A 26,191-nucleotide genomic window follows, 5' to 3' on the forward strand; every position below is an offset into this window, starting at 1 on the left:
TGAAATGCCATTGCACCGGATAGCTGCTACTCTGTAAGGTAATGACTATGCGTTTGCGCACCGTTTTCAACCTATGACTTCAGCAAGGAAATTGACATGGATCACATCAAGCCTTCATTCCAGGATGTCCTGGAGTTTGTGCGAATGTTTCGCCGTAAAAACAAGTTGCAGCGTGAAATAGCCGATAACGAGAAAAAAATCCGCGATAACCAGAAGCGTGTCCTGCTGCTGGACAATCTGAGCGACTATCTCAAGCCGGGCATGACCATCGAGGAAGTGCAGGCCATCATCGCCAGCATGCGCACCGACTATGAGGATCGCGTGGATGATTACATCATCAAAAACGCCGAGCTGTCGAAAGAGCGTCGCGAACTGTCCAAAAAATTAAAAGCCATCGGCGAAGTCAAGGCTATGGCCGCAGGCGCCCCTGAGGCGGGTAAACACATCTGATCGTTCTGATGCCGGTCCGCCCGTGGCAACCTGAATCGCCGCCGGCGGACCGGCTTTTTTTACCGCCGGCAATAAAAAATTGAAACAACGTATTCATTCAATAAAAAATAATAATCCTCGTTCAATAAATAAAATTCCTAAGAATAAAAAATATAATGATAACATACGCTCAATTTTATGATTGTCGCTGAGGAAATGCGCCGCTTCACCATTGCAAGGTTCCCCTAGCCTGAATAATATTGTAGATTAACGGGATAATAGTATAACAGATTAAACATAATCATATATACAATGGTTATGGTGTGTATGATTGACCTTGTTTTATTATAAAGACCGTATGCTTAATGATAGTTACTTAATGATGGTTACTTAATGATAGTTAATTATGATCCATTAACAGTGGCGAGCTATTTACCAGCAAAGGATGGAAGAAGCATCTCCCGCAATCAGAGCCTGTTTCTGACGGAAAGGGAGCCGACAACGGCATACGCAAAACGCAGGTAAGTTATTTCATGACTATCAGGAAATATCAAATCGGTATTATTATTCGCCCGATTTTATTATTATTTACAATAATAATATTATTTCAATCCATGGAGAATGCCAGGAAATCAGCACCGCTGATCCAACCCGTTTTACCTGTTTATTACCAAGGGCCATGGTCCCCGGCGGCGCAGACGGCGAATCCGTTTTGCCCGGTCCCGGATTGCGCCACGAGCGGTTTAGCCGTGCAATGTCCCTGTGCGTATCATCAGCACGCTTTTGGCGCCGGCAATATCAGGGCGGTAAACAAGGATAAACTGTGCCAACGTCAGGAGCCGGGCGATCGCAGCGTTTACCGCTTTATCAAGAGCGATATAAAACAACGGGTAAAGCGGGCAATCAGGCGCTTGCTGCGCCTGGGCCAAAAATAAACGCCGCGCCCAAAGCCGCGTTGCAAGGCAAGCGCACGGGGCGCGCCCGCCATCGCCAGGTTTTAGGCCGGCGTGTGGCAGGGCGCGCCCCGTCAATGGTGCACCACCGCCAGCCGCTGGATATTCTTTTTGATCGCCGCCGCCGAATCATCAAACTGACGCTGCTCCACTTCATTTAAATCCAGCTCGATAATCTGCGCCACACCGCGCTGCGCCAATACCGCTGGTACGCCGATCGCCAGGCCCTGCTTGCCATATTCGCCGTCAAGCACGCAGGAAACCGTCAGGGCGCGATGGCTGCTGGTGAATACGTTGCGGCAAATTTCGGTAATGGTGCCGGCGACGCCATATTCGGTGCAGCCCTTTTGGGCATAGATTTCAAAACCCAACTGACGCGTCCGCTCGCCGAGCGCCGGGAAATCCAGCTCATGACCGGTTTTCAACCGGCTGTATTCATTAAGCGGCATGCCGTATACCGAGCAGTGCGACCACACCGGGAATTGCGTATCGCCATGCTCGCCAAGGATAAAGGCGTCCACGCTTTGCGCGGCGATATCCAGTTGTTCCGCCAGGATGCGCCGTAAACGCGTGGTGTCCAGCCAAACGCCGGTGCCCAGCACCTGATGCCGCGGCAAGCCGGACAGCTTCCACACCTGATAGGTAATGATATCGCACGGGTTGGTGGCGATGAGGAAAATTCCCTTGAAGCCGTTGCGCATCATCTCCGGCACGATGTTGCCGACGATGCGCGCGGTGCCGTCCAGCTCGTCCAGCCGCGTTTGCCCCGGTTTCAGGCCGCCGCCGGACACGGTAATCACCGCGATATCGACATCCGCGCAGTCGGTTGCCGGCCGGGTGCTGATAACGATACGGCTGGGCATATATGCCGCCGCATCCGCCAGATCCTTGCGATGACCCTCAAGGAGCTGTTGGTTTAAATCCACCAGGATGATCTCCTCGCAAAACTGCTGGTTGAGCAGGGCATATGCAGCGGAAGAGCCGACATTGCCCGCGCCGATAATCATCACCTTACGTGGTTTCATGCATTTTACCTCGAGAAAAAGGGTTACGTGACCCGGCACACGGCCTCGATGCCGCCGCAGTTTAACAATTTTAAATGAATTATGGCCTGATTAACAAAATGGTATTCTTATACGCGACCCTGTTTCCCTCACCCAGACCTATTGAGCGACGTTATGTACAAATTTGAATACGGCACCAAAGAGCTGTCCTGGCTGGCAAAAAGGGATAAACGCATGGCGCAGGCCATCGAGCGCATCGGGATGATTGAGCGGCCCCTGATGCCGGACCTGTTCGCGGCCCTGGTCAGGAATATTGTCGACCAGCAGATTTCCACCAAGGCCGGCCTGACGGTCAACGCCCGCCTGGCGCTGCTGGCGGGCGCCATTACCCCCGCCGCCATGGAAAGCCTGACCGCGGAGCAAATCCAGTCCTGCGGCATGACCATGAAAAAAGCGCTCTATATCAAGGGCGCCGCCACCGCCGCCATGAGCGGCGAGCTGGATCTGGCGGCGCTGCCGTCCCGCCCGGACCCGGAAGTGATCGCCACCCTGTCGCGCCTGCCGGGCATCGGGGTCTGGACGGCGGAAATGCTGATGATTTTTGCGCTCGGCAGGCCCGATATCCTGAGCTGGGGCGATCTGGCCATTCGACGCGGCATGATGAATCTGTACCGCCATAAGGAACTGCCCCGCGAGCGCTTCGAACGCTATCGCCGCCGCTATTCGCCATACGGCACAACCGCATCGCTGTATCTGTGGGCCTGTTCGGCGCCCGGGTTCAGCATACACGCCCCAATTATCCCTGGCGATGCGCGCAGAGCCGAACCGGCAACGGCGGCGAAATAATGCCCTGGCGGGCCGAATCACGGCAAAAAAATACCCCGCGGGCGGGCGCCGGCGGGGCAGAGAGGGAAGACGATAATCAGGCGCTGAGCCAGCCCAGCTTAATCACAAACAGAATCGACAGCACGATCAGCGCCGCGTTCAGGTCGCGGGTGCGTCCGGCCAGCAGTTTTACCACTGTCCAGGTGATAAAGCCGAAGGCGATGCCGTTGGCGATAGAGTAGGTCAGCGGCATGGTCAGCGCGGTAACGGTGACGGGCGCCGCGACGGTGATGTCCTTCCAGTCGATTTCGGCCAGGCCCGAGGTCATCAGCACCGCGATAAACAGCAGGGCGGGCGCGGTGGCGAATGCCGGCACGCTGGAGGCCAGCGGCGCGAAGAACAGGCTGAGCAGAAACAGGATGCCCACCACGATCGCGGTCAGGCCGGTACGGCCGCCGGCGCTGACGCCCGCTGCCGACTCGATATAACTGGTGGTGGTGGAGGTGCCGAGCAGCGAGCCGAACAGCGCGGCGGCGCTGTCGGCGATGAGCGCTTTGCCCATGCGCGGGATATTGCCCGCCTCGTCGGTCAGGCCGGCGCGTTTGGTTACGCCTATCAGGGTACCGGAATTATCGAACACGTCCACGAACAGGAACGCGAACACCACGCTTACCAGGGAAATATTCAGCGCGCCGCGAATATCAAGCTGCAAAAAGGTCGGCGCAATGGACGGCGGCATGGAGATCACGCCGAAAAATTGGCTGTAACCCATGGCGATGGACAGGAACGTCACCGCCAGGATGCCGATCAGTACCGCGCCGGGCACCCGGCGGGCTTCCAGCACTACAATCAGCACAAACCCCAACATGGCGAACAGCGGACCCGCTTTGCCTAAATCGCCCAGGCCCACCAGGGTGGCCGGATTGGCGACCACGATGCCGGCGCCTTCAAGGGCGATAATGGCCAGGAATAACCCAATCCCGGCGGCAATGCCCGAGCGCAGCGGCAACGGAATGCTGGTGATGATCCACTCGCGGATCTTGAAAATCGACAGCGCGAAGAAAATCAGCGCCGATAAAAACACCGCTCCCAGCGCAATCTGCCAGGTATAACCCATATGTAAAACCACGGTATAGGTAAAGAACGCGTTTAGCCCCATGCCCGGCGCCAGCGCGATCGGGTAGTTGGCGATAAAGCCCATCAGCGCCGAACCGATGGCGGCGGCCAGACAGGTGGCGACAAACACCGAGCCTTTATCCATACCGGTGGCGCTCAGGATCGACGGGTTAACAAACAGAATATATGCCATTGCCAAAAAGGTGGTCAGCCCGGCCAGAATTTCGGTTCGTACGTTGGTACGATGGGCCTTTAATTGAAATAGTTTTTCTAACATGGGAGTTTTCTCATTGAAGTTGTCTGCACAGCCAAAGCAATCGCTATGCCACTATTGCAACCGCATGCCAAAGGCGGCAATGGGTGAAGCAGGCGCATTATATAGGTAATTCTAAATTTGCCGCAGCAAAAACGTAATCGGTTGCGCGGACGGCGGCACCATAAGCGTGCCGCCGCCTCACCATTAAGGTGCGTGGGCGCCTTTATGGTGCGCGGCGCGGCCGCTCCGGTGTGGCGCCAGGGTCGCGGCAACCCTCGGCAGACTTGCGTGACATCACATTTCCACACGTCTTTTTGACCTCTCTCACGCTTCACGCATCAGAAATCAACCCTTTCTTGAACATTTTTTTCACATTATCTATACATAGCGGTGTAATTTATTTCTTTCTTATGAAATAAATTACAGCGATTCCCGGGCTCGTGGTTCCGTTGTTGTTTCGCCGTCGCGGCTGAGCCAGGCCAACCCATCGTTTTCCGGGGAAATACCATGATAAAACACCTGCTTGCGTTGACCCTTTTTCTTGCCGCCCTGGTCGGCGGCGCCCAGGCTGCGGCCGACGACGGCCCCCAGTTTCGCTGCAAGCCGGGCGAAACCTATTATATGAATGTGATGGTCACCGGCGTGGAGTATTGGTTTCCGGTGTATGAGATGTTCAAACAGGCGGCGCACCAGCTGGGCTGTAAAACGGTGTATGGCGGCACGCCGGCGTATGACGTCAACCAGCAGTTGGCCAGCTTTGAACAGGTACTGGCGCAAAAACCGGCCGGCATTTTTTTGCATCCGATGAACCCCGATCCCTTTATCGAGCCGATTAACCGGGCGGCGGAGGCCGGCATCCCGGTGGTGACCTTTGCCGCCGATTCGCCCAACAGCAAACGCGTCGCGTATATTACCTCCGATAACTTTCGCGAAGGCCGCGCCGCCGCCGACCTGATGGGCAAAGCCATTAACGGCAAAGGGGAGTACGCGGTGCTGGAAAATCCCGGCCAGGACAATCACGACCGGCGGGTCAGCGCCTTTATCGACGAAATGAAAACCCATTACCCGGATATCAAACTGGTGGGCCGCGCGGCGACCAATCAGGATCCATCGAAAGCCTACAACGCCGTACTGTCTATCCTGCAGGCGCATCCCAACCTGTCGGTGCTGTTTATGCCGGAAGCCAGTTCCGCCATCGGCGCCGCCCAGGCGGTGGTGGAAAACGGCGGTAAGGTTAAGGTGATAACGGTGGACGTGAACGCCAAGGTGCTGGATATGATCAAGGCGGGCCAGGTGTTCGCCGCCATCGATCCCAACCAGGGGGTGCAGGGCTATATGGGATTTATGACGCTGTTCCTGGCGGCGCATCCTGACCTGATCGATCCGATGAATGATGCCAAACGCACCGGCGCCAACCCCTTTTCCTTCCCCTTGCTGGATAACGGCTATGCCGTGGTCACCAAAGATAACGCCGATGATTTCCGCTGGGACGGCTATTTGAAACGCCGGGGCACCAAAGGAATTAATGAGTAGGGTACCCGCCACGCCGGCGCGTGGCGCGCCGGTTGTCTGCGACGCGTTCACGCGCGGGAAGTTCGCCATGTCATTACATTTAACCCTGAGGGAGAGGCCATGTCAGCACCCCTAGCTTTACGGCTTAGCGGCATCAGCAAATCCTTTGGCCCCGTCAAGGCATTGGATAACGTCGAGTTTGCCCTGGCGGCCGGGGAAATCCACGCCCTGGCGGGAGAAAACGGCGCGGGAAAATCCACCCTGATGAATATCATCGACGGCATCATCAAACCCGATGCCGGTCGCATCTGGGTGAATGAGCGGCCGGTTGCGATCCACTCTCCCGCCGACGCCCAGCGGCTGGGCATCGGTCTGGTTCACCAGGAAATCGCCCTGTGCCCTGATATTTCCATTTATGAAAATATTTATATGGCCCATATCAACGGGTCGGGAAAGTCCTGGATCAATCATGGCGCATTGCGCCGCCAGGCCCAGGCGGTGATGGACAGGCTGGCGCCGATCCCGGTAACCGCCCGTGTCGGTAGCCTGCCCTTATCGCAGCAGCAGCTGGTGGAAATCGCCAAGGCGCTGACGCTTGACTGCCGCATTCTGATTCTGGACGAACCGACCGCGGCGCTGACCGAGCCCGAGGCGCAGCGGCTGTTCGCCATCGTTCGCCAACTGCGCACGCAGGGCATGGCGGTGATTTACATCAGCCACCGCATGGCCGAAATCTTCTCGCTGTGCCAGCGGGTCACCATTATGCGCGACGGCCGGACTGTGGGCTGTGAAAACCTCGACGCGCTGACGCCGGACCAGGTGATTACCCGGCTGGTGGGGCGCGAACTGACCCGCCTGTACCCGCCCAAGCGCGCGGACTGCCGGCATCTGGCGCCGGTGCTGGCGGTCGAGGGGCTCTCCGACGATCGGCGGTTCTTTGATATTTCCTTCCAGCTGCGGCCAGGGGAAATCCTGGGCATCGGCGGCCTGATGGGGTCCGGGCGCACCGAAATCGCCCAGGCTATTTGCGCCATCGATGCCCTCAAGCGCGGCACGGTGTCGGTAAACGGCGGGGCGGTTCGGCTGCGCCATTATGCCGATGCCGTGCGCCTGGGCATGGCTTATCTGTCGGAAGACCGCAAAGCGGCGGGATTGTTTGTCGATATGCCTATCGATTGGAATATTTCATCGCTGGATATCGCCGCCGTCTGCGGCCGCTATGGCCTGCTCAGCCGGGACGCCGAACGGCGGCAGGCAGAGAGGCTGGGGCGGGAGGTGTGGCTGAAAAAAGGCCGGCCCGGCGATCCGGTGTCCTCGCTTTCAGGCGGCAACCAGCAAAAGGTGGCGCTGGCCAAAGTGCTGTCGGTCAAGCCCGCCATTCTGTTTCTCGATGAACCGACGCGCGGGGTGGATATCAGCGCCAAGGCGGAAATTTACCAGATTTTGCATCTGCTGGCGGAAAGCGGGGTGGCGCTGGTGGTGATTTCATCCGAACTGCCGGAATTAATCGGGCTGTGCGATCGGGTGCTGGTGGTGCATGAGGGCCGTATCGGCGGCGAGGTCGCGGGCAATATGCTGACGGAAGAGAATATCATGCGTCTCGCCGCCGGCGCGGCGGCTTAACGACAGGGTAGCGCGGTAACGTAAGAGGTAACGCCATGACCATTAACACGTTTTTATTATCGGCAAAAGGCGTCAAAGCGCCCCTGCGCTGGTTCGGCGCGGTTTTCCGGCAGCGGGAAGTGGGCCTGACGGTAATCATCATGCTGATTTTCATGATTATGAGCTTCACGTCGCCCTATTTTCTGACCTGGGCCAATATGAAGGCGATGCTGCTGTCGTTTTCCATCGAGGGTATCGTGGTGGTGGGCATGACCATCCTACTGATTGTCGGCGGCATCGATTTGTCCGTGGGGTCGGTGGTTTGCCTGTCGATGGTGGTGGCGGGGCAGTTGTTCCTGTCGGGGCTCGACCCCTGGACGGCAAGCCTGGCCGGCATCGCCGCGGCGGCGCTGGTGGGCCTGCTGATGGGACTGACCGTCACGCGGATCGGGCTGAGCCATTTTATCGCCTCGCTGGCCGCCATGGTTATCGTGCGCGGGCTGTGCATGATTATCACCCAGGGCACGCCGCTGTCGCTGTTTACCCTGCCCGCCACGTTTAAGTTTGTCGGCCAGGGCACGGTATCGGGCGTTCCGTTTGTGATTATCCTGTTCTTTATCCTGGTGGTGGCGTTCGATTTCCTGCTGCGCAAGGCCGCGGCGTTCCGCAAGGTGTTTTATACCGGCAGCAATGAGCGGGCCGCGGCGTATTCCGGTATCCGCGTGAATAAAATCAAGCTGCTGGTGACGGTGCTGACCTCCACCTTGGCGGGTCTTGCCGGCATTATCTATATGGCGCGCCTGGGTTCCGCGACCCCGACCTTTGGCGTGGGCATGGAGCTGAACGTGATAGCAGCGGCGGTGATCGGCGGCGCCAGCCTGAAGGGCGGCACCGGCTCTATCCTCGGCGCGGTGTTGGGCGTGGCCCTGCTGTCCATCGTCACCAGTTCGTTAATCCTGATCAATGTCTCGGTTTACTGCCAGGATTTGATTAAAGGCCTGATATTGCTGGCGGCGGTGTCAATGGATCATATTATGAATAAATACCGCAGCGCCTGATCGTTTCTCTACTTCGCGATTCCGGGAGTGATGTTAATGGATAATTTTATCGAGCCGCCGTCGTTTACCCTGACGCGTCAGATCTACCGGGTACTGGTGATGTATTACCTGGACGGTAAAAAGCAGTCGGAGATAGCGGAACACACCCATTTATCGGTGGCCACCGTTAACCGGATGATCCGCCAGGGCAGGGACACAGGCATGGTGGAGATTACCATCCGCTCGCCGTTTCTTTCCGCCCATCAGCTGGAGCGGGATCTGGCGCGCATCGGCGGGTTGCAGGATGTGGTGGTGGCGCCCAACGTGACAGGCGGCGACGACGCCGATTTGCACGTGGTGGGCGCGGCGGCGGCGGATTTCCTGCTCAGCCGCGTCAAGGACGGCGATACCATTGCCCTCACCGGCGGCAAGGGCGTCAGCGCCATGGTGGACGCCCTGTCCACGCCGCGCCGGTTTCGCGTCGACGTGGTGCCCGCCCTGGGCTGTGTGCAGGGCAAACACTATACCGACGTCAACCATGTGGCGTCCGAACTGGCGGCCAAACTTGGCGGCAAGGCGTATCAAATCCACGCGCCGCTCTTTGCCGATACGCCCGCGCAGCGGCAAATGCTGATGGAGGTCAGCCAGGTGCATCAGGTGTTGCAGCAGGCGCGCGAAGCCGATATCGCCATCGTCGGCCTGGGATCGATCCATGCCTCCAGCTCCAGTTATTATGATTTAAACCCATCGGTGCGGCATGCTCAAGCCAGCGTCGAGACCAGCGGGGCGCGCAGCGAGGTGCTGGCGCATCTGCTGGACGCGCAGGGACAGCCCGCCTGTTTTGCCGATAACCAGCGGCTGGTGAGCCTGACCCTGGAAGAACTGCGGCATATTCCCTTTTCGTTTGCCGTGGCGGCGGGCAGCGATAAAATCGAACCGGCCAGCAGCGTGCTGCGCGGACGCTATCTCAAGGGCATCGTCACCGATGAATCCACCGCCGCGGGCATTATCGAACTGTCGTCGCCGGATCATCAACAGGAGGCAGCATGTTAAACAGCACGAATTCCACGGAAGACCCGCAGGCGGCGACCCTGTCCGACCGCGCCGGGCGCCTGGCCGAGCTGCGCCGCCGCCGCGCGACGCCGGTGCTGATCGTCGGCGGCGGCATTAACGGCATCAGTACCTTCCGCGAACTGGCGCTGCAGGGCATACCCGCCATTCTGGTGGAGCAGGGGGACTGGTGCCAGGCGGCCAGCGGAGCGCTGTCGCGCATGATCCACGGTGGGCTGCGTTATCTTGAGACCGGTGAGTTTGCCCTGGTCAAGGAATCGGTGGTCGAGCGCGACCGGCTGCTGAAAAACGCCCCGCACTATGTAATGCCGCTGCGCACCACTGTGCCCATTGATTCTTACTGTTCCGGATTGGTGAACGCCGGCAAGCGCTTTGTCGGCCTGACCGAGCGGCCGTCGCGCCGGGGGGCCATGGTGATCAAGGCCGGCCTTTCGCTCTACGATCTGTATACGCGCGCGCAGGGCGCCATGCCACGCCATCGGCTGACGGGCGGCGGCGAAACCCGTCGCCAATGGCCGGAATTCAACGATTGGGTCAAATGCAGCGCCACCTATTATGACGCCTGGATCAACTATCCGGAGCGGCTGGGGATCGAACTTATCGAGGACAGCGAACGGGCCAATCCGCAGGCGCTGGCGATCAATTATCTTAGCCTGGCGGGCATGGACGACGGCGTGGTGACCCTGCGCGACGGCCAGAGCGGCGAAACCTTTACCCTGGCGCCGGAACTGGTGATCAACGCCACCGGCGCCTGGATTGACCGGCTGAACGGGGTACTGAGCCCCGCGGCCGCGGCGCCGCGGCTTATCGGCGGCACCAAGGGGTCGCATCTTATCGTGCGCAACGCCCGGCTGCTGGCGGCGTTAAACGGCGGCATGGTGTATTACGAAAACCAGGAGGGGCGGGTCTGCATTCTGTTTCCCTACTTCGGCAATGTGCTGGTCGGATCTACGGATATCCGCACCGACGATCCGGACGACGTGGTTTGCGCGGAGGATGAAAAGCGCTATATCCTCGACTCGCTGCGCTTTGTCTTTCCGCGTATCGCCATCGCCGACGAGGAGATCCTGTATACCTTTTGCGGCATCCGTCCCCTGCCGGTGAGCGATACCACCGTGAACGGCCGCATTTCCCGCAATCACTCGCTTAAGGTCATTCCCCCGGCGCCCGGGCGGCCGTTTACCACCCTGTGCCTGGTGGGCGGGAAGTGGACCACTTTCCGCGCCTTCGGCGCCCAGGCGGCGGATCTGGCGCTGCGCCACCTGGGCGAGCGGCGCCGGGTGACGACGGAAGACCTGGCCATCGGCGGCGGCCGGGATTTACCCGGCCAGGCGGAGCAACCGGCCTGGATCGGGGAACTGGCGGCGCATTATCATAGCGATGCGGCGCGGGTGGCCCAATGGGTATCCCGTTACGGCGGCCGCGTGACCGCGCTGCTGGATTTCGTCACCCGATCGCCCGATCGTCCGCTGCGCCATCATCCCGGCTATACGGTCAATGAGCTGCGCTTCCTGATCGCCCGCGAGCAGGTGGTGAGGCCGGAAGATGTGCTGGTGCGCCGCACCGCCATGGCCATCGCCGGCGAACTGACTCCTGAGCTTGTCGCCGAAGTCACGGAAATCGTGGCGCAGGCGCTGGGCTTAAGCGACGATGAACGGCGCGCCAGCCTTGCCGCCGCCCTGGAGAGCCTTGCCGGGCGTCACGGCCTGGCGCGGCTGGCAGCGCCCGCGCCGCAACCCATCCCCCATCCATCCGCCCAAGGAGCGCACGATGTCATTCAATCCTAAAGCCCGCATGAGCCGTCTGTTCCGCCAGGGGCGTTGCCTGGACGTGGCCATCGATCACGGTATCGCCAACGAGCCGGATTTCCTCGTCGGCCTGGAGGATATGCCCGCCGTGATGGCCAGCCTGGTCGCCGCCGGGCCGGACGCCATCCAGGTTAATTACGGCCAGGCCGATCTGCTGGCCGGGGTCGACCAGCCCGGCAAGCCGGCGCTGGTGATGCGCGCCGACGTGGGCAACGCCTATAACAGCGCGCGCCATCGCGAGATGTGGGCGGTGCTGCACAACCCGGAGGAGCCGATCCTGGCCGCGCTGCGACTGGACGCGGCGGCGGTGGTGGTTAACCTGTATATGATCCCCGACGAGCCGGGCATCTTCCGCCAGTGCGTGGAAAATATCGGCCGCCTGCGCCATGCGTGCGATAAATACGCCATGCCGCTGATGATAGAGCCGCTGGTGATGGCCCCGGCCGGGCAGGGCGCCGCCTACGCCTCGATTGGCGATGTGGAGAAAATCGTGCCGCTGGTGCGCCTGGCCCGGGAACTGGGGGCCGATATCGTCAAGGCCGATCCCACCGACCGGGTGGAGGATTTCCACCGCGTGGTGCAGGCCGCCCGCTGCCCGACGCTGGTTCGCGGCGGCGGCAAGGGCCGGCTGGAGACGGTGCTGGAAAAAACCGCCGGCCTGATGGCCCAGGGCGCCAGCGGCATGGTCTATGGCCGCAACGTGTACCAGCACAGTAATCCCGCCCAGGTGGTCAGGGCCCTGATGGCCATTATCCACCAGGGCGCCGACGGTCCCACCGCGTTTGAGATCTACCGGCGCGGCCAGGCCGGTTCCGGCGCTTAAGCCGTGCGCCATCGTACCCTTCTCTGTGGAGACGTTATATGGACGCATGTCTGTTAGGTATAGATGCCGGTAATACCATGATCAAAGCCGTGCTGTTCGACCTGCGCGGCCGGGTGCTGGCGGTGGCGGAGCGCGGCGGCGCCACACATCAACCCCGCCCCGGCTACGCCGAACGTCCGCTGGCGGATATCTACCAGGGCGCAACGCAGGCGATCCGCGATTGCCTGGCGCGCGCAGCCGTTGACCCGCGTAAGGTTATCGCCGTGGGCGCGGCGGGTCACGGCAACGGCCTGTATGCGCTGGATCAGGCAGGGGAGCCGCTTATCGGCATTCAGTCCATCGACAGCCGGGCCGCCGGCCTGGTGCGGGAACTGGAACAGGCGGGCCTTGCCGGGGCCATTTATCAATGCTGCCTGCAAAAGCCCTGGGCCGCGGCCACGCCGGTGCTGCTCAGCTGGCTGAAGCGCCATGCCCCGGATCTGTACCGGCGCATCGGCACGGTGCTGTTTGCCAAAGACGTGATCGGCCATTTCTTAAGCGGCGTCGCGTCGGGCGAGGTCTCGGACGCGGCGGGATCGGGCCTGCTCAATTACCGCACCCGCCAATATGATGCCGAACTGATGGCGCTTTATGATCTGGCCGATGCGCTGCCGCTGCTGCCGGCGCTGCGTGAATCCTGCGATATCAGGGGACATGTCACCGCGCGGGCGGCGCGGCTTACCGGCCTGCCGCGCGGCATCCCGGTGGTGGCGGGCATTTTCGACGTGGTGGCCAGCGCCATCGGCTCTGGGGTGGTGCATACCGGCGAGGCGTCCATAGTCGCCGGCACCTGGAGCATCAACCAGGTGGTCGTGGACGCGCCAAATTACCGGCGCCCGGTATTTATGAATTCCATTATTGAGCGGGACCGCTATATGGCCATCGAAGCCAGCGCCACCTCCGCCGCCAACCTGGACTGGTTTATCCGCGAGTTCGACGACGGCCGCGACGGCGGCGGCGCGGCGCGCTGCAGCGCCAGCGTCGCGGCGGTCAAGCCCAGCGTCCAGTTGCCGTTATACCATCCCTATCTCTACTCCGGGCGCAAGGACGGCCCGGCGAAAGCCGGTTTTTACGGCCTGAACGGCTGGCATACCCGCGCCGATATGCTGTTTGCGCTGTTTGAAGGCGTCACCTTCGCCCATCGCGCCCATATCGACCGGCTGCGCGCCGCGGGTATCCCCTTTACGCGGGCGACCCTCTCGGGCGGCGCGGCGCGCAGCTGCATCTGGCCGCAAATGTTCGCCAATGTGCTGGGCATCCCGATTCGGGTGGCGGACTGTAGCGAAACCGGCGCGCTGGGCGCGGCGATTTGCGCCGGGGTCGGGGTGGGAGTCTATGCCGATATGTCGGCGGGCGTGGCCCACGCGGTCACCCTTACCCCGACCGGCTACCTGCCGGACGAGGCTTTGCACGCTTTCCATTCCACCCGCTACCGGTTGTTTAAACGCCTGGAGCTGGCCATGGGCGATCTGTGGGACGAGGAAGCCGACGGGCGGGAAACGCCGTCCGCGGCCGCCACCGCCGCGCCATCCTGACGCGGACGCGTCCGGATCGGGCGGAGCTGTTTGTCGCCGGGGCGCGCTCAGGCCGGGAGCGCCGCCCGCTTTCCTGGCGGCGACACCGCGCGTCCGATCATATCGTCTCGTGAGCGCGGGGACACCGGCGGTAAACTTGTGCGCAGGCAGGGACAAATCTGCTAATCTTGGGGTACCGATTCATACGGGATGCCCATGCCATGTTTAATAATCTTGCAGTCTGCCAGGCGGTATTGAACGCGCTGCCTGACGCCACATTCCTGAAAGATGAACAGCAGCGGGTGGTGTTCCTGAATCGCAAAGCCTGCGAATTATTCGGTAAATCGCCGGGGGAGATGCTGGGGCATTCTCCGCTGGCCGGCCTTGACGATAAGCTGGTGGACATCATTACCGAGCGGGATCGTTACGTTCTGGAAACCGGTGAAGATGTGGAATACGAGCATCAGATGCTGAACCGGAACAATGGGCAGACGTCGATGATGGTGCGCTGCTCGCGCATTATCTTTCATGACGTGCCCTATGTGCTGGTCTCGCTCAATGATATTACCATCCTGCGGGAATCCGAGGCCCAGACCCGTTACCTGGCCTACCATGATATCCTGACCGGACTGCACAACCGCACCGCGCTTTATGAACAGCTCAACCAGGTGGTGGTGCCCGGGGTCGGCAAGCATGCCGGCGGCCTTCTGCTGCTGATGGATCTCGACGGTTTTAAAAATATTAACGATACCTACGGCCACCAGGCCGGGGACTTTGTGCTGTGCGAATTTGCCCGCCGGCTGCAGGGCGTGGCGCCGGAGGCAAGCCTGGTCGCCAGGATGGGCGGCGACGAGTTTTCCCTGCTCACCGATAACCCCCTCGCGAGCGCCCAGGCGGAAGAATTGTGCCGCCGGATCGTCAACCTGACGCAAACGCCGTTTACGCTGACCGGCGCGTCGCCTTTTGTCACGGTATCGGTGGGCGTGACGGTGATTACCGAGGCGGTTATCACCGCCGGCGAACTGCTGCGCAAGGCGGACGCCGCCCTGTATGAGGCGAAACGGCAGGGTAAAAACGTGCACTGTTTCTATTCCGAGTCGCTCGACGCCAGCCTGAGCAGCAAGCGGCGCATGGAAAAGGCGCTGGCCAACGCCCTGTCGTCGGGCCGGGATATTACCTGCGCCTACCAACCGCTGATTCGCGCCGCCGACAACCATATTATCGGCGTAGAGGCGCTGGCGCGGTGGCATGACGAGGAGCTGGGCGAAATTTCCCCGGTGCAGTTCGTGCCCCTGGCCGAGGAAACCGGGCTGATTATTCCCCTGGGCAAGTTTATTCTGCGCCAGGCGTGCCGCGAGATGCTGCGCTGGGGCGATTTATCGCTGTCGGTCAACGTGTCGCCTATTCAGCTGCGCGACGGCGGATTCGCCCGTATGGTGCTGGCGCTGCTGGCCGAGTTGCGTTTCCCGCCGGAACGCCTGGAGCTGGAACTTACCGAAACGGCCATCATGAATTCCGATGCCAACAGCAAACATCAACTGGTCCTGCTGCGCGAGGCGGGGGTGCGGATTTCCCTGGATGATTTCGGCACCGGTTATTCCAGCCTCAGCCTGCTGAAAGATATCGTCGTCGACAGCGTAAAAATCGATCGTTCCTTCGTGCAGTTCGTCACCCAGTTAAAGGACACCGCCGCCATCGTCACCGCCGTCTCCCACCTGGGGGTAAAACTGAACCTCGAGGTGATTGCCGAAGGGGTGGAGACGCCCGAGCAGCAGCAATTTCTGGTGGACGCCGGCTGTACCCAACTGCAGGGGTTCTTATTTTCCAAACCGCTGTCGGAGGAAAAACTGGGGCAACTGCTTGGCGATATTTCCCGCAGCAGCCAACGGGGCGGGGATAGCGAGCGGGAAATCAAAGGCTAGGATGCGCCCTCGCCGAAATTGCCACAATACGCGAGTACCTGGGGCACGGCGCGCTTCACCCGCGTAATGACGGCGACCTGCATTTTATTCGCGCCAGGCGCGGTATTGGCCGGCGAAAACCAGGCTTATGGCCAGCTTTTGCCAGTTATCCGCCGCCATGCCCGCGCGGATGCAAACCCTCCGCCAGGAGAGAATAATTATTGGGCGGGCGGAAAAAAAACGGCCCGCAGCGATGCGGGCCGTCGATAATGCGATACCTGAATCAGAACTGATAAACCAGGCCCAGGGCCACAACGTCGCCGCTGTTGACGCCAAGGGAGTTATCGTCGTCGATGCGGTTGATAATGTAATCAACATAGGTCGACATGTTCTTGTTGAAGTAATAGGTGGCGCCGACTTCGTAGTATTTAATCAAGTCAACGTCGCCGATGCCTTCAACGTCCTTAGCCTTGGACTGGGTATAGCCGATGGACGGACGCAGACCGAAGTCGAACTGATATTGCGCCACCAGCAGGAAATCCTGGGTTTTGTTGGCAAAGCCCACCACGTCGACGCCGGCCGGGGTCGTGCCGTCGATATAGGTGGCGTTACGGGTTTCGCCATAAGTGGCGGCCAGATAAAGGTTGTTGGCGTCATATTTAAGCGACGTCGCCCACTGTTCGGCACGGTCGCCCTGACCAACGGTGGCCAGGTTCTGGCTATCGGTGCGATCCGAGGAAGAGTAAGCGCCGACAACGCCGACACCGATGGGCGAAATATACGAAATTGAACCGCCGTAGCCGTCGCCGTTCGAGCGGGCGATATCCGACCGATCGTTTTTACCCTGGTACTGCAGGGCAAAACCCAGGCCGTCGACCAGGCCGAAGAAATTGGTATTACGGTAGGTGGCAACACCCGTGGTACGGCCGACCATAAAGTTATCGGTGTAGGCGGTTTCACCACCGAACTCCGGCAGCATATCCGTCCAGCCCAGGGCATCGTACACCACGCCGTAATTACGGCCGTAGTCAAATGAACCGTAATCGGCAAATTTCAAGCCGGCAAAACCCAAACGGGTTTTGGTGCCGTCGGTGGCATCGTCGCCGCCTTCGGTTTTGTTAGCCTGGATGTTATATTCCCATTGGCCATAGCCGGTCAACTGATCGTTGATTTGTGTCTCGCCTTTGAAGCCGAAACGCACATAAGACTGATCGCCGTCGGACGCGTAGCCATCGTCATCGGCAAAGTAATGCAGACCGTCCACTTTGCCGTACAAATCCAGTTTATTGCCGTCTTTATTATACACCTCAGCCGCGCTGGCTACTCCCGACGCTAACAAAGCCGGGATCATCACTGCAAGGATGCTATATTTCATCGAAATGATACCTTATAAAGTATTTTTATTTAATACGGGCCTGTGCCCGCGCCACTGCCTGAACACTGGAGATAAGGATTTGTTGCCTTGGCCTTTTTCATCCCGTGGCCAAGGCGGAAGCGCATCGAGTAGACACAGGAAGCACCAATGGGAGAAGAAATATTAACGCTATTTATTTAAAAAGCGAAACGCAAAATATGAAATTTTGTGATCGGTGTTTAACTATTGTAATCAAAGACGTTGGTTTGCAATTAATATATAAAAGTTATATGACACTAAATGTCAAAAATAACACTTACGGCTAAAAATGACATTTTTATACAGGATGGTTTTTCAATATATTATTAAAAGTAACTATTTGTTATTATGTGGATAATAGCATCAAACGTTAAAAAAGGCACCAGAGGATAATTTTGGCACAATATGTTAAAAAGATTCCTAATAGTATGGCAATTGCCATTTAAGGTCAAAAATAGCATTTATAGTTCACGCGGAAGATTTAACACTGCTTATATCTCAGGCGAGAATTGTCATTTTATGTAAAGTCGCTGCATGTCGCGTCAAAAAAAGCATTAACTGTCATAACAGCATGATTAATGAATAAAATAATAGATAGAATCTTGGGATTAAACAGGGAATAATCGCTTTAGTTATTTCTCTTTTATCGGGGATTCTACCGCGATATAAAGATTTTGAGGCATAAGGTTTTTTATGAACCGATCCGGGATTATTGGCGATTTGCTGGCCTGGCTGGAAGAGCAGTTGGACAAACCCCTATCGCTGGACGACGTAGCCGCCAGGTCGGGTTATTCCAAATGGCATTTGCAGCGAAAATTCAAAGAGACGACGGGCCAGGTGCTCGGCGCGTATATCCGCGCCCGGCGCCTGTCCCATGCCGCCATGGCGCTGCGTCTCACCAGCCGGTCGCTGGCGGACATTGCGCTGCAATATCATTTTGAATCACAGCAAACCTTTACCCGCGCGTTTAAAAAGCAGTTCCAGCAAACGCCGGCCTTTTACCGGCGTTCGTTGCGCTGGGATTTTTTCGGCATCCAGCCGCCGATAGGCCGCGCCTCCTGCGCCTATGCCCCGGCTGAAATCGTTATGCTGCCGGCGCTGAGGCTGGAAGGCATTACCCGCAGCTACACCTGCACGCTGGAGCAGTTAAGCCGTCACCGTGCCGAGCTGCGCGCGCAGTTCTGGCGCACTTTCCTGGAAGAGGCGCAAAGCAGCCCGCCGGTGGTTTACGGCCTGTGTTACTCTCGTCCCGCCGTTGACAAGAACGGTGAAAACGAAGTGTTTTATACCACCGCCGCCGAACCGGCGTTTTTGCCGGTCAAAAGCGATAATCTGCAGGAACTTTCATTGAACGCCGGCGATTATGCCTTGTTTACCTACCTGGGGCCGGCGGGGGGGCTGCAGGGATTTATTATGGATCTCTACAGTGTCTGCCTGCCGCTGATGCGCATGGTGCGGCGCGACGGCTATGATATCGAACGTTTCCACCGCTGGCCGTCATCCAGTAACGATGACGGCAGCGGCGAAATCCACTGTGATTACCTGATCCCCATTCTGCAGACTGCCGCCGCCGACGTCATGCCAGTACAGGGACCGGCGGCGTAACCGGATGTGCGTGTCTTACGGGCCGGCTAGAACTGATATACCAAGCCCAGCGCCACGACGTTGCCGCGGTTACGGCTTAGCTGGTTGTCCTCGTAAATACGGTTGATGATATAATCGACATAGGTCGACATGTTTTTGTTGAAGTAATAGGTGGCGCCGACTTCATAGTATTTAATCAAGTCAACGTTGCCGATGCCTTCGACGTCCTTCGCTTTGGACTTGGTATAGCCGATGGACGGACGCAGACCGAAGTCGAACTGATATTGCGCCACCAGCAGGATATCCTGAGTCTGGTTGGCAAAACCCGTCACCCCGACGCCGGCCGGGGTTGTGCCGTTGATATAGGTGGCCCTGCGCGTTTCGCCATAGGTGGCGGCAAGATAGATATTATTGGCGTCATATTTCAGCGACGTCGCCCACTGTTCCGCGCGCTTGCCCTGGCCGTAGGGAGCTAGATTCTGGCTATTGGTGCGATCCGAGGAGGAGTAGGCGCCGACAATGCCGACACCGATGGGCGACATATACGAAATTGAACCGCCGTAGCCGTCGCCGTTCGCGCGGGCGATATCCGACCGATCGTTTTTACCCTGGTACTGCAGGGCAAAACCCAGGCCGTCGACCAGGCCGAAGAAATTGGTATTACGGTAGGTGGCAACACCCGTGGTACGGCCGACCATAAAGTTATCGGAATAAGCGGTTTCACCGCCGAACTCCGGCAACATATCCGTCCAGCCCAGGGCATCGTACACCACGCCGTAATTACGGCCATAGTCAAATGAACCGTAATCGGCAAATTTCAAGCCGGCAAAACCCAAACGGGTTTTGGTGCCGTCGGTGGCATCATTGCCGCCCTCGGTTTTGTTAGCTTGTATATTATATTCCCATTGGCCAAAGCCGGTGACCTGATCATTGATTTGGGTTTCGCCTTTAAAACCGAAACGCACATAGGACTGATCGCCATCGGATGCATAGCCGTCATCACCGGCGAAATAATGCAGGCCGTCGACTTTACCGTACATATCCAGTTTATTGCCGTCTTTGTTAAATACTTCGGCCGCGCTTGCGGCCCCCGACGCGAGCAGGGCCGGGATCATCACTGCTAGTAGGGTATATTTCATCGGAGGGATACCTTATAAAATATTTTTATTTAATACGGACGTGAGCCCGCGCCACTGCCTGCATACCGGAGATAAGGGTGTGTTGCCCTGGCCTTTTTCATCCCGCGGCCAGGGCGGAAGCGCATCAAGCAGACACAGGAAGCACCATTGGGAGATAAAATAATAACGCCTTTTTTTTAATAAACGGAACGTTAAATATTAGGTTTTGTGATCTCGTCATAAATATTATAATTCACTGCTTTAAAGGAAATTAATAAAAAAAACTTAAGCGGCATTCAGCAAGGTATTGGATATTACGGCAATAATCAGATTTTTTCACTGAATAGGTAGTTACTGGTATCCATAGGGTAATCAATTGTAATTGCGCTATTAATGGTATTAAAACTTTACGGCGGGCATGCCGATATAGGCTGCCTGGTCCGGGGGGGATAATTTTAACGCATTTATTCATGGGTATCTTAAGCCGAAACAAGCAATGAATTTTAAATAACAATTTTTTTTAATGAATATATTCTTGTGTTATCAAATCATGGGATGCAAAGCCGGCGGTAATCGGCCGGCGGTGACATTGTCAGCAACCGGGTGCGGGAATATATGCGCCTGGCCCAGAGGCGGGAAGGCGCCGCCCGCAACCGCCCGGCATGCGGCGATCGGTTGGGGCGGCCATCGGTAACCCCCCGATCCCCGGCGCGGCCGGGGAGGTCAGGCCAGAGCGCGGGCCAGCAGCGTTATCGGATGCTCGCAGGGCTTGCCGGTGGACATCTCGATTTGCCACTTGCAGGTTTCGCAGTCGGTCACCACCAGGTCGACGCCGCTGCGTTCGATCTGCTGGAACAACGGGGCGCCGATATCCTGCGCGGTGGCATAATTCTCCGATTTGAAACCGTAGGTGCCGGCGATGCCGCAGCACTGCGAGTCCAGCACCACCAGGTCGAGGCCGGGGATGCGCCTGAGCAGTTCCAGGGTATACAGCGCCCAGCCCATTTTTTCCATATGGCAGGGGGTGTGATAGGCCACCCGCAGCCGCAGCGGCTTCAGGTCAAGCGTTTTGCCCGCCTCGAGCCGGCGGTAGATATAGCGGGTGGCCAGCTCGACACGCTCGCGCACCGCCGACGTATCCACGTCCAGCAGATGGGGATACTCCTCGCGCAGGGCATGGATGCAGCTGGACGAGGTGCCCACCACCGCCATGCCGTGCTCCAGCACCGCGTGTTCAAGCGAGGCGGCGTTGACCCGCGCCTGTTTTTGCGCCTGGGCGATAAAGCCGTTGGCGATAAGCGGCACGCCGCAGCATTTCTCGCGTTTTAACAGCTGCACCCCGATATCCATGGCGTTCAGCACCCTGATCAAATCCTTGCCCAGCTGCGGGTGGTTGTAATTGACGAAACAGCCGTGGAAAAAAGCCACCCGTTCGGCATACTGCCGCTGGATATCGGCCTCCTGGCGGTACCAGCGGCGGAAGGTGCCGAATGAGTATGTCGGCAACTGGCGGCGATGGTCGATTTTTAACGTTTTATCCAGCAGCCGCCGCACCGGTTTCAGTCCGGTGGCCATATTCACCACCGGCGCCAGGGGGGTGGAAAGGGATCCCATGATGTCGGTATGGCTGAGGATGGCGTCGCGCAGGCTGGGTTTGCGCGCGCTGTAGCGGGCCTTGGCCCGCTGGATAATATCGCCGATGCGTACCTCGGACGGACAGGCCACCTCGCAGCGCTTGCAGTTGGAGCAATATTTCAGCGCGTCGTCGTACAGCGCCGGGTCCTTCAGGCGCAGCCGTTCGCCGTCCGGCCCCGCCTGCTTCGGCCCGGGATACAGCGGATTGACCCGTGATACCGGGCAATAGGTGGTGCAAACGGTACATTTCAGGCAGCTCTCAAAGCTGTTATCAAAGGGCAGGCTCATGATTTTCCTCAAGCGTAACGGCGATCCTTCCCGCGGCGTGCAGCGCGCTTACCAAAGAAACCCCCGCGCCGCAGCCCTGGCTTAACGGGTCATAGCCGCCTAGCACCGCGCCGACGGCATACAGGTTTTCCAGCGGTTCACCGCCAAGCAGCGCCCGCAGGCGGTCATCGGTTTTAACCCCGAACTGCAGATAGGGCTGGGGGGCGAAAAAATCGGCTCGGCTCCAGGTATCCCGCTCCCCGTCGCCAAACATGTCCAGACCAAACACCGGTTCATAGACCCGCTCATGGGTGGACGCCAGTCCATTGCTGAAAAAACTGCCGCTGGCCAGCACCACCTGGCGCGCGCGCACCGGGATATCGGCGTGGTTGCGGGTGGAAACGCTGATGATGCGCCGGCCCGCGAACCGCGCCTTCAATACCTTGTCGCCCGGCATAAAGACGCCGCCCAGCCGGTTAAGGCGCCGGCGCAGCGCCTGGAACAACCGGATGCCCAACAGCGAGGGCGGCAGGGTCGGCAGCAGGTAGATTGGCCGATTGACGAGTCCGCGCAGCCGTTCAAGCGGCTGCGGCGAGTCCAGTCCGATACAGGCCGGCAGAATAAGGCATTGCGCGTCCCCCGCCAGGCGTTCAAGCTCGGCGGCCAGGGCCGGGATATTCTCAGGCAAATCCAGTACCCTGGCGATATTAACCGCGCGAAATTCACTGGGATTGGCGCGCAGCCGGTCGAGCGCGGGCAGGCGCAGGCAGGCCACAACGGCATGTATGCCTTGCTCCGCCGCGAGGGAGGCGGCGGCGATGCTGGCCTCGAAATCCAGAAAACCCTCGATGTCTATCACCGCCACTCTTTGCCAGGGCAGGATGCCGTCCCAGGGCGTTACCGGCACCTCTTCGGGACTGAGCCAGCTCGCCTTGCGGGTGCCCAGCGGCGTAATGCGCTGATGGTTATGCTGCGCCCGGCCCGTCAGCGCAATGTCGCAACGGGCCAGCAACGCCTGCGCGTCCGCGGCCCGGGCCATGACCTCGCGCGCGCCCAGCAGGCTATAGGGATGCTGCGGCGCCTGTTCCGCCAGCGCCGCCAGCGCGTCGGGGGGGGACGCCACCGGCGTGCCGTCCGGCAGGCGCGACAGCAGATCCAGCGAGCCGGAAGAGAAATACAGCGCGCTTTGCCCGGCGCTGACTACCGCCGTACGGTGGCCTTGTTCCGCCAGACTGACGGCGCAGCTAAGCCCGGCCAGGCCGCCGCCAATTACCACGGCATCAAATTCCATCATCGGCCTCCGTGTTCTTTTGGCTATCGTCCCGGGCGGCGTGACGGGCATCGCCGTCCAAACCGCACAGGCCACGATAGACCCAACTGGTAAATTCGCTTTCGCGCAGCGCGTCTCCCCAGGCCACCGGCCTGATGCCTTTCCAGCGCTCATTCAGGAACGCCGACAGCTGGCCGATGGACTGGCGCGGGGTGGCGACGTTAAGACGGGTTAACAGCCCGGCGGCGCGGCAGGCGCACAGCTCGCCCTGGCAGGTGCCCATGCCGACGCGCGTGCGGCGGCGCAGGTCGGTGAGGTTATTGACGTTCAGGGCCTCCACCGCGTAGCGGACTTCTCCCGCCGTGACCGCCTCGCATTCGCAGACCAGGCTGTTGGCCTGGCGGTCGCCCCACAGTACCTGGTTGGCGCGATCGCCGTGGCGATAAACGGCGGAGCCGGAGATGCTGGCGGACAGCGGGCCGGCGGCGCGCCCGGCCTCTTGCGCCGGTTTCCTGGATCCGGGCAGGGCGTGCTGCGCCGTGGTGCAGGGCACGGTGATGCCCAGCTTGGCGCAGACCGTATCCGTCGCCCATTCGGCCATCAGGCGATAGGTCATCAGCTTGCCGCCGGTAATGGTGATAAAGCCCTCCAAGCCGTCGCGTTTGGCATGGTCCAGCAGGACAATGCCGCGGCTGACGTTGCGCCCGGAAGGATCGTCGTCGCTGGCCACCAGCGGCCGCACGCCGGCATAGGCGCGCAGCACGCGCGTGTGCGCCAGGCGCGGCGCCAGCAGCGCGCCTTCGCGCAGCAACAGGTCAACCTCGTCGGGGGTGACCGTCAGCCGGTCGATATCGCCGTAATCGACGCGGGTGGAGGTGGTGCCGATGAGGGAAATGGTATCGCCCGGCACCAGGATATCGGCATCGGCCGGGGCGCGGCAGCGGTTAATGACCAGGTTGTTGATGCGGTGTCCGAGAATCAGCAGCGCGCCCTTGGCCGGGAACATGCGGATGCGCAGGTCGGCGTATTCGGCGATATGCTGTCCCCAGATCCCCGCGGCGTTGACGACCACCGGCGCGTAAATATCATGTGTCTGGCCGCAGGCATGGTCGAACGCGCGCACGCCGCGCACCCGATCGCCCTGGCGGATAAGCCCCGTGACGCTGTGGTAGGTTAAAAAACGCGCGCCATGCTCGCGCGCGTCGATCATATTGGCGGTGGTCAGGCGAAACGGATCGACGGTGCCGTCCGGCACCCGCACCGCGCCGATAAGCGCCGGATTGACCGCCGGTTCCTGCCTGAGGGCCAGCTGCGGATCGATGGCCTGCGCCTCGATGCCGGCATCCAGGCAGGCGGCGATAAATCGTTGCTGATACGCCAGCGAATCCTGCGGCAGGGTGATAAACAGGCCGTCGGTGGCCTCGACGCAGTGATGGGCGATACGTTTGAGGATGCGGTTTTCTTCGATGCATTCGCGGGCGGATTCGCTGTCTGTGACGGCGTAACGCGCGCCGCTGTGCAGCAGGCCGTGGTTGTGGCCGGTGGCGCCGGCGGCGATATCGTCGCGCTCGAGCAACAGGCACCGCAGCCCGCGCAGGGCGCAGTCGCGTGCGATCCCCGCCCCGGTGGCGCCGCCGCCGATGATAATGACGTCCGTCTCCTCATGGGAATAACGGTTGCTCATACTCTCTCCCATAGCTTAATCCCCTAATGAGCGGATGGTTATAGTAGGATTAACGCATAAAATGGACAGGATTTGTGTGATAAAGAACAATAACGAACAATAAACGAAAATAAAAAGCGCGATTACTTACTTTATTGGCTCGCGGCAATGTCGGCGGATGTTTAGCGCGGGCCGGAAGCAGGGACGCGGGGCAATGCGGCGGGGGTTTCGTTTGTGGCTTGTGGGGCGGTTATGTGGCTGCGGCGTGGGGTTCGTTTGTGGCTTATGGGGCGGTTTATGCTGCCGTGGCGTGGGTTTCGCGTGCCGTGCGTTAGGGTGCGCTAGGGCATATGTCGCCTCGGCGAAGGTTTCGCTTGCCGTACGTGAGGTGTTCATATGTAGTGCCGGGCGCCGGCAAGCGACAAAGAGGCCGTACCGCGACGGCCTCCTTGACCTCCGCGCGTCCGGCAGATCGTGCGCCGCTGCGCGGTGCCCGGCATCACCCATCCCGGCTTTGTGGACCGCACGGGACGCGCTCCCGGCGCGGCCCTTAGCTTTCGCCGCTCCCGGCGGCTCATCCAGCCGCGATGTGCGCCGCCGGCGCACTCTATGCCGGCACCAGGTCAACACCATCGCCTGTGAGTAAAATAGCGTTTTTGGGTTTCTTGCGGCATGCACTTACCGGGAAAGGTATCAGTATTCATTTTGCGCTAACGTTTACAGCCTGATGGCTGATGGCTGATGGTTGAAAGCGTAATGCTTACTGTTATAACTTAAGCTTAAAGTTGAATGATGAATGATGATGGCCTTACTGCATGACTGCATGACTGCATGACTGCATGACTGTATGACTATATGTCCAACTTTTCGTTGTGTCAGATACATTCCATACCCGGTGTATTCCATAACGGTCAATCGCATTCCGACGCCAGACCTTATCCAAAACAACAGCGCCGCTATTGCTACACAATATGCCGTGCGAACAGCGACATGTGGACCGGCATAAAGCGCGCTGACGGCGCCTGAGCCCCCGGCATGAGCCGCCGGGAGCGGCGAAAGGCCCGTTGCGCCGGGAGCGCATAACGGGCCGGTGCATAACGGGGGAACTGGCGTCGGAAGGCATCGCGCAGCGACGCGCGATCTGCCGGGCGCGCGGAGGTCAAGGAGGCCGTCGCGGTACGGCCTCTTTGTCGCTTGCCGGCGCCCGGCATTCCATATAGCCGCCGAACGCACGGCAAGCGAAACCTTCGCCGAGGCGGCATATGCCCTGGCGCACCCTAACGCATGGCACCTTAACGCACGGCAAGCGAAACCCACGCCACGGCAACATAAATCTCCCCGCAAGCCACAAACGACACCCGCGCCGCAGCA

At 59.5% G+C, this 26,191-nt stretch carries 18 protein-coding genes and 1 pseudogene; 11 read left to right on the forward strand and 8 right to left on the reverse strand.

The features are described 5' to 3' along the window. The first annotated feature begins 96 nt into the window (after positions 1-96). A complete protein-coding gene (locus tag ABUK12_RS00245; protein ID WP_410014400.1) occupies positions 97-450 on the forward strand; it encodes a DUF496 family protein in 354 nt (117 codons plus the stop codon). 722 nt (positions 451-1,172) lie between these two features. On the opposite strand, the gene ABUK12_RS00250 is transcribed toward ABUK12_RS00245, so the two are convergent. Both ABUK12_RS00250 and ABUK12_RS00255 read right to left on the reverse strand, forming a co-directional pair. After that, entirely contained in the window at positions 1,173-1,358 is a 186-nt protein-coding gene (locus tag ABUK12_RS00250) for a hypothetical protein (protein WP_410014401.1), read from the reverse strand. A 98-nt stretch (positions 1,359-1,456) separates the two neighbouring features. Next, a complete protein-coding gene (locus ABUK12_RS00255) occupies positions 1,457-2,407 on the reverse strand; it encodes an L-lactate dehydrogenase (protein ID WP_410014402.1) in 951 nt (316 codons plus the stop codon). A 153-nt stretch (positions 2,408-2,560) separates the two neighbouring features. On the opposite strand from ABUK12_RS00255, the pseudogene ABUK12_RS00260 reads away from it, so the two are divergent. Further along, positions 2,561-3,154, forward strand: a pseudogene (locus ABUK12_RS00260) (DNA-3-methyladenine glycosylase family protein); the annotation flags it as partial. 154 nt (positions 3,155-3,308) lie between these two features. Here the strand turns inward: ABUK12_RS00260 and ABUK12_RS00265 are convergent. Beyond that, entirely contained in the window at positions 3,309-4,604 is a 1,296-nt protein-coding gene (locus ABUK12_RS00265; protein ID WP_410014403.1) for an NCS2 family permease, read from the reverse strand. Between the two features lie 486 nt (positions 4,605-5,090). Here ABUK12_RS00265 and ABUK12_RS00270 point away from each other — a divergent pair, with 486 nt between their 5' ends. From ABUK12_RS00270 to ABUK12_RS00305, 8 genes are all read left to right on the forward strand, one after another. Then, positions 5,091-6,116: a substrate-binding domain-containing protein gene (locus ABUK12_RS00270; protein WP_410014404.1), complete on the forward strand. Its 1,026-nt coding sequence runs from the start codon at positions 5,091-5,093 to the stop codon at positions 6,114-6,116. 99 nt (positions 6,117-6,215) lie between these two features. Further along, a complete protein-coding gene (locus ABUK12_RS00275) occupies positions 6,216-7,718 on the forward strand; it encodes a sugar ABC transporter ATP-binding protein (RefSeq protein ID WP_410014405.1) in 1,503 nt (500 codons plus the stop codon). A 35-nt stretch (positions 7,719-7,753) separates the two neighbouring features. Beyond that, positions 7,754-8,755, forward strand: coding sequence for an ABC transporter permease (locus tag ABUK12_RS00280; RefSeq protein ID WP_410014406.1), 1,002 nt, complete (start codon positions 7,754-7,756; stop codon positions 8,753-8,755). Between the two features lie 36 nt (positions 8,756-8,791). Further along, positions 8,792-9,787: a sugar-binding transcriptional regulator gene (locus tag ABUK12_RS00285; RefSeq protein WP_410014407.1), complete on the forward strand. Its 996-nt coding sequence runs from the start codon at positions 8,792-8,794 to the stop codon at positions 9,785-9,787. Then, positions 9,781-11,592, forward strand: coding sequence for a glycerol-3-phosphate dehydrogenase/oxidase (locus ABUK12_RS00290; protein WP_410014408.1), 1,812 nt, complete (start codon positions 9,781-9,783; stop codon positions 11,590-11,592). The genes ABUK12_RS00285 and ABUK12_RS00290 overlap by 7 nt, the downstream gene beginning before the upstream one ends. Continuing rightward, a complete protein-coding gene (locus ABUK12_RS00295; protein WP_410014409.1) occupies positions 11,576-12,436 on the forward strand; it encodes a class I fructose-bisphosphate aldolase in 861 nt (286 codons plus the stop codon). Before ABUK12_RS00290 ends, ABUK12_RS00295 begins: the two co-directional genes overlap by 17 nt. A 38-nt stretch (positions 12,437-12,474) precedes the next feature. Next, entirely contained in the window at positions 12,475-14,010 is a 1,536-nt protein-coding gene (locus ABUK12_RS00300; protein WP_410014410.1) for an FGGY-family carbohydrate kinase, read from the forward strand. 200 nt (positions 14,011-14,210) lie between these two features. Further along, positions 14,211-15,911, forward strand: coding sequence for an EAL domain-containing protein (locus tag ABUK12_RS00305; RefSeq protein ID WP_410014411.1), 1,701 nt, complete (start codon positions 14,211-14,213; stop codon positions 15,909-15,911). 262 nt (positions 15,912-16,173) lie between these two features. Here ABUK12_RS00305 and ompF (ABUK12_RS00310) read toward each other — a convergent pair whose 3' ends face one another. Then, the gene (gene ompF / locus ABUK12_RS00310) at positions 16,174-17,265 is read right to left on the reverse strand and encodes a porin OmpF (protein ID WP_410014412.1); all 1,092 of its coding nucleotides are present in this window, start codon (positions 17,263-17,265) and stop codon (positions 16,174-16,176) included. Positions 17,266-17,976: 711 nt separating this feature from the next. Between ompF (ABUK12_RS00310) and robA the strand changes: the two genes are divergently transcribed. After that, complete coding sequence (robA, locus tag ABUK12_RS00315) at positions 17,977-18,888, forward strand: MDR efflux pump AcrAB transcriptional activator RobA (RefSeq protein WP_410014413.1); 912 nt, start codon at positions 17,977-17,979, stop codon at positions 18,886-18,888. Positions 18,889-18,914: 26 nt separating this feature from the next. Here the strand turns inward: robA and ompF (ABUK12_RS00320) are convergent, their stop codons facing one another. From ompF (ABUK12_RS00320) to glpA, 4 genes are all read right to left on the reverse strand, one after another. After that, positions 18,915-20,006 (reverse strand): porin OmpF, encoded by a 1,092-nt coding sequence (gene ompF / locus ABUK12_RS00320; protein WP_410014414.1) that lies wholly within the window; start codon positions 20,004-20,006, stop codon positions 18,915-18,917. Between the two features lie 702 nt (positions 20,007-20,708). Further along, the gene (gene glpC / locus ABUK12_RS00325) at positions 20,709-21,908 is read right to left on the reverse strand and encodes an anaerobic glycerol-3-phosphate dehydrogenase subunit GlpC (protein WP_410014415.1); all 1,200 of its coding nucleotides are present in this window, start codon (positions 21,906-21,908) and stop codon (positions 20,709-20,711) included. Continuing rightward, positions 21,892-23,178: a glycerol-3-phosphate dehydrogenase subunit GlpB gene (glpB, locus tag ABUK12_RS00330; protein WP_410016776.1), complete on the reverse strand. Its 1,287-nt coding sequence runs from the start codon at positions 23,176-23,178 to the stop codon at positions 21,892-21,894. The genes glpC and glpB overlap by 17 nt, the downstream gene beginning before the upstream one ends. Then, entirely contained in the window at positions 23,168-24,841 is a 1,674-nt protein-coding gene (gene glpA / locus ABUK12_RS00335) for an anaerobic glycerol-3-phosphate dehydrogenase subunit A (RefSeq protein WP_410014416.1), read from the reverse strand. Before glpA ends, glpB begins: the two co-directional genes overlap by 11 nt. Positions 24,842-26,191 lie beyond the last annotated feature (1,350 nt).

Source organism: Sodalis sp. C49 (assembly GCF_046352915.1).
GTDB lineage: Bacteria > Pseudomonadota > Gammaproteobacteria > Enterobacterales > Enterobacteriaceae > Acerihabitans.

Excerpts from the sequence above, each read along its gene's own strand:
- ABUK12_RS00245 (WP_410014400.1), top strand. The coding sequence starts at position 97 with ATGGATCACATCAAGCCTTCATTCCAGGATGTCCTGGAGTTTGTGCGA.
- ABUK12_RS00255 (WP_410014402.1), bottom strand. The coding sequence starts at position 2,407 with ATGAAACCACGTAAGGTGATGATTATCGGCGCGGGCAATGTCGGCTCT.
- ABUK12_RS00265 (WP_410014403.1), bottom strand. The coding sequence starts at position 4,604 with ATGTTAGAAAAACTATTTCAATTAAAGGCCCATCGTACCAACGTACGA.
- ABUK12_RS00270 (WP_410014404.1), top strand. The coding sequence starts at position 5,091 with ATGATAAAACACCTGCTTGCGTTGACCCTTTTTCTTGCCGCCCTGGTC.
- ABUK12_RS00275 (WP_410014405.1), top strand. The coding sequence starts at position 6,216 with ATGTCAGCACCCCTAGCTTTACGGCTTAGCGGCATCAGCAAATCCTTT.
- ABUK12_RS00280 (WP_410014406.1), top strand. The coding sequence starts at position 7,754 with ATGACCATTAACACGTTTTTATTATCGGCAAAAGGCGTCAAAGCGCCC.
- ABUK12_RS00285 (WP_410014407.1), top strand. The coding sequence starts at position 8,792 with ATGGATAATTTTATCGAGCCGCCGTCGTTTACCCTGACGCGTCAGATC.
- ABUK12_RS00290 (WP_410014408.1), top strand. The coding sequence starts at position 9,781 with ATGTTAAACAGCACGAATTCCACGGAAGACCCGCAGGCGGCGACCCTG.
- ABUK12_RS00295 (WP_410014409.1), top strand. The coding sequence starts at position 11,576 with ATGTCATTCAATCCTAAAGCCCGCATGAGCCGTCTGTTCCGCCAGGGG.
- ABUK12_RS00300 (WP_410014410.1), top strand. The coding sequence starts at position 12,475 with ATGGACGCATGTCTGTTAGGTATAGATGCCGGTAATACCATGATCAAA.
- ABUK12_RS00305 (WP_410014411.1), top strand. The coding sequence starts at position 14,211 with ATGTTTAATAATCTTGCAGTCTGCCAGGCGGTATTGAACGCGCTGCCT.
- ompF (WP_410014412.1), bottom strand. The coding sequence starts at position 17,265 with ATGAAATATAGCATCCTTGCAGTGATGATCCCGGCTTTGTTAGCGTCG.
- robA (WP_410014413.1), top strand. The coding sequence starts at position 17,977 with ATGAACCGATCCGGGATTATTGGCGATTTGCTGGCCTGGCTGGAAGAG.
- ompF (WP_410014414.1), bottom strand. The coding sequence starts at position 20,006 with ATGAAATATACCCTACTAGCAGTGATGATCCCGGCCCTGCTCGCGTCG.
- glpC (WP_410014415.1), bottom strand. The coding sequence starts at position 21,908 with ATGAGCCTGCCCTTTGATAACAGCTTTGAGAGCTGCCTGAAATGTACC.
- glpB (WP_410016776.1), bottom strand. The coding sequence starts at position 23,178 with ATGGAATTTGATGCCGTGGTAATTGGCGGCGGCCTGGCCGGGCTTAGC.
- glpA (WP_410014416.1), bottom strand. The coding sequence starts at position 24,841 with ATGAGCAACCGTTATTCCCATGAGGAGACGGACGTCATTATCATCGGC.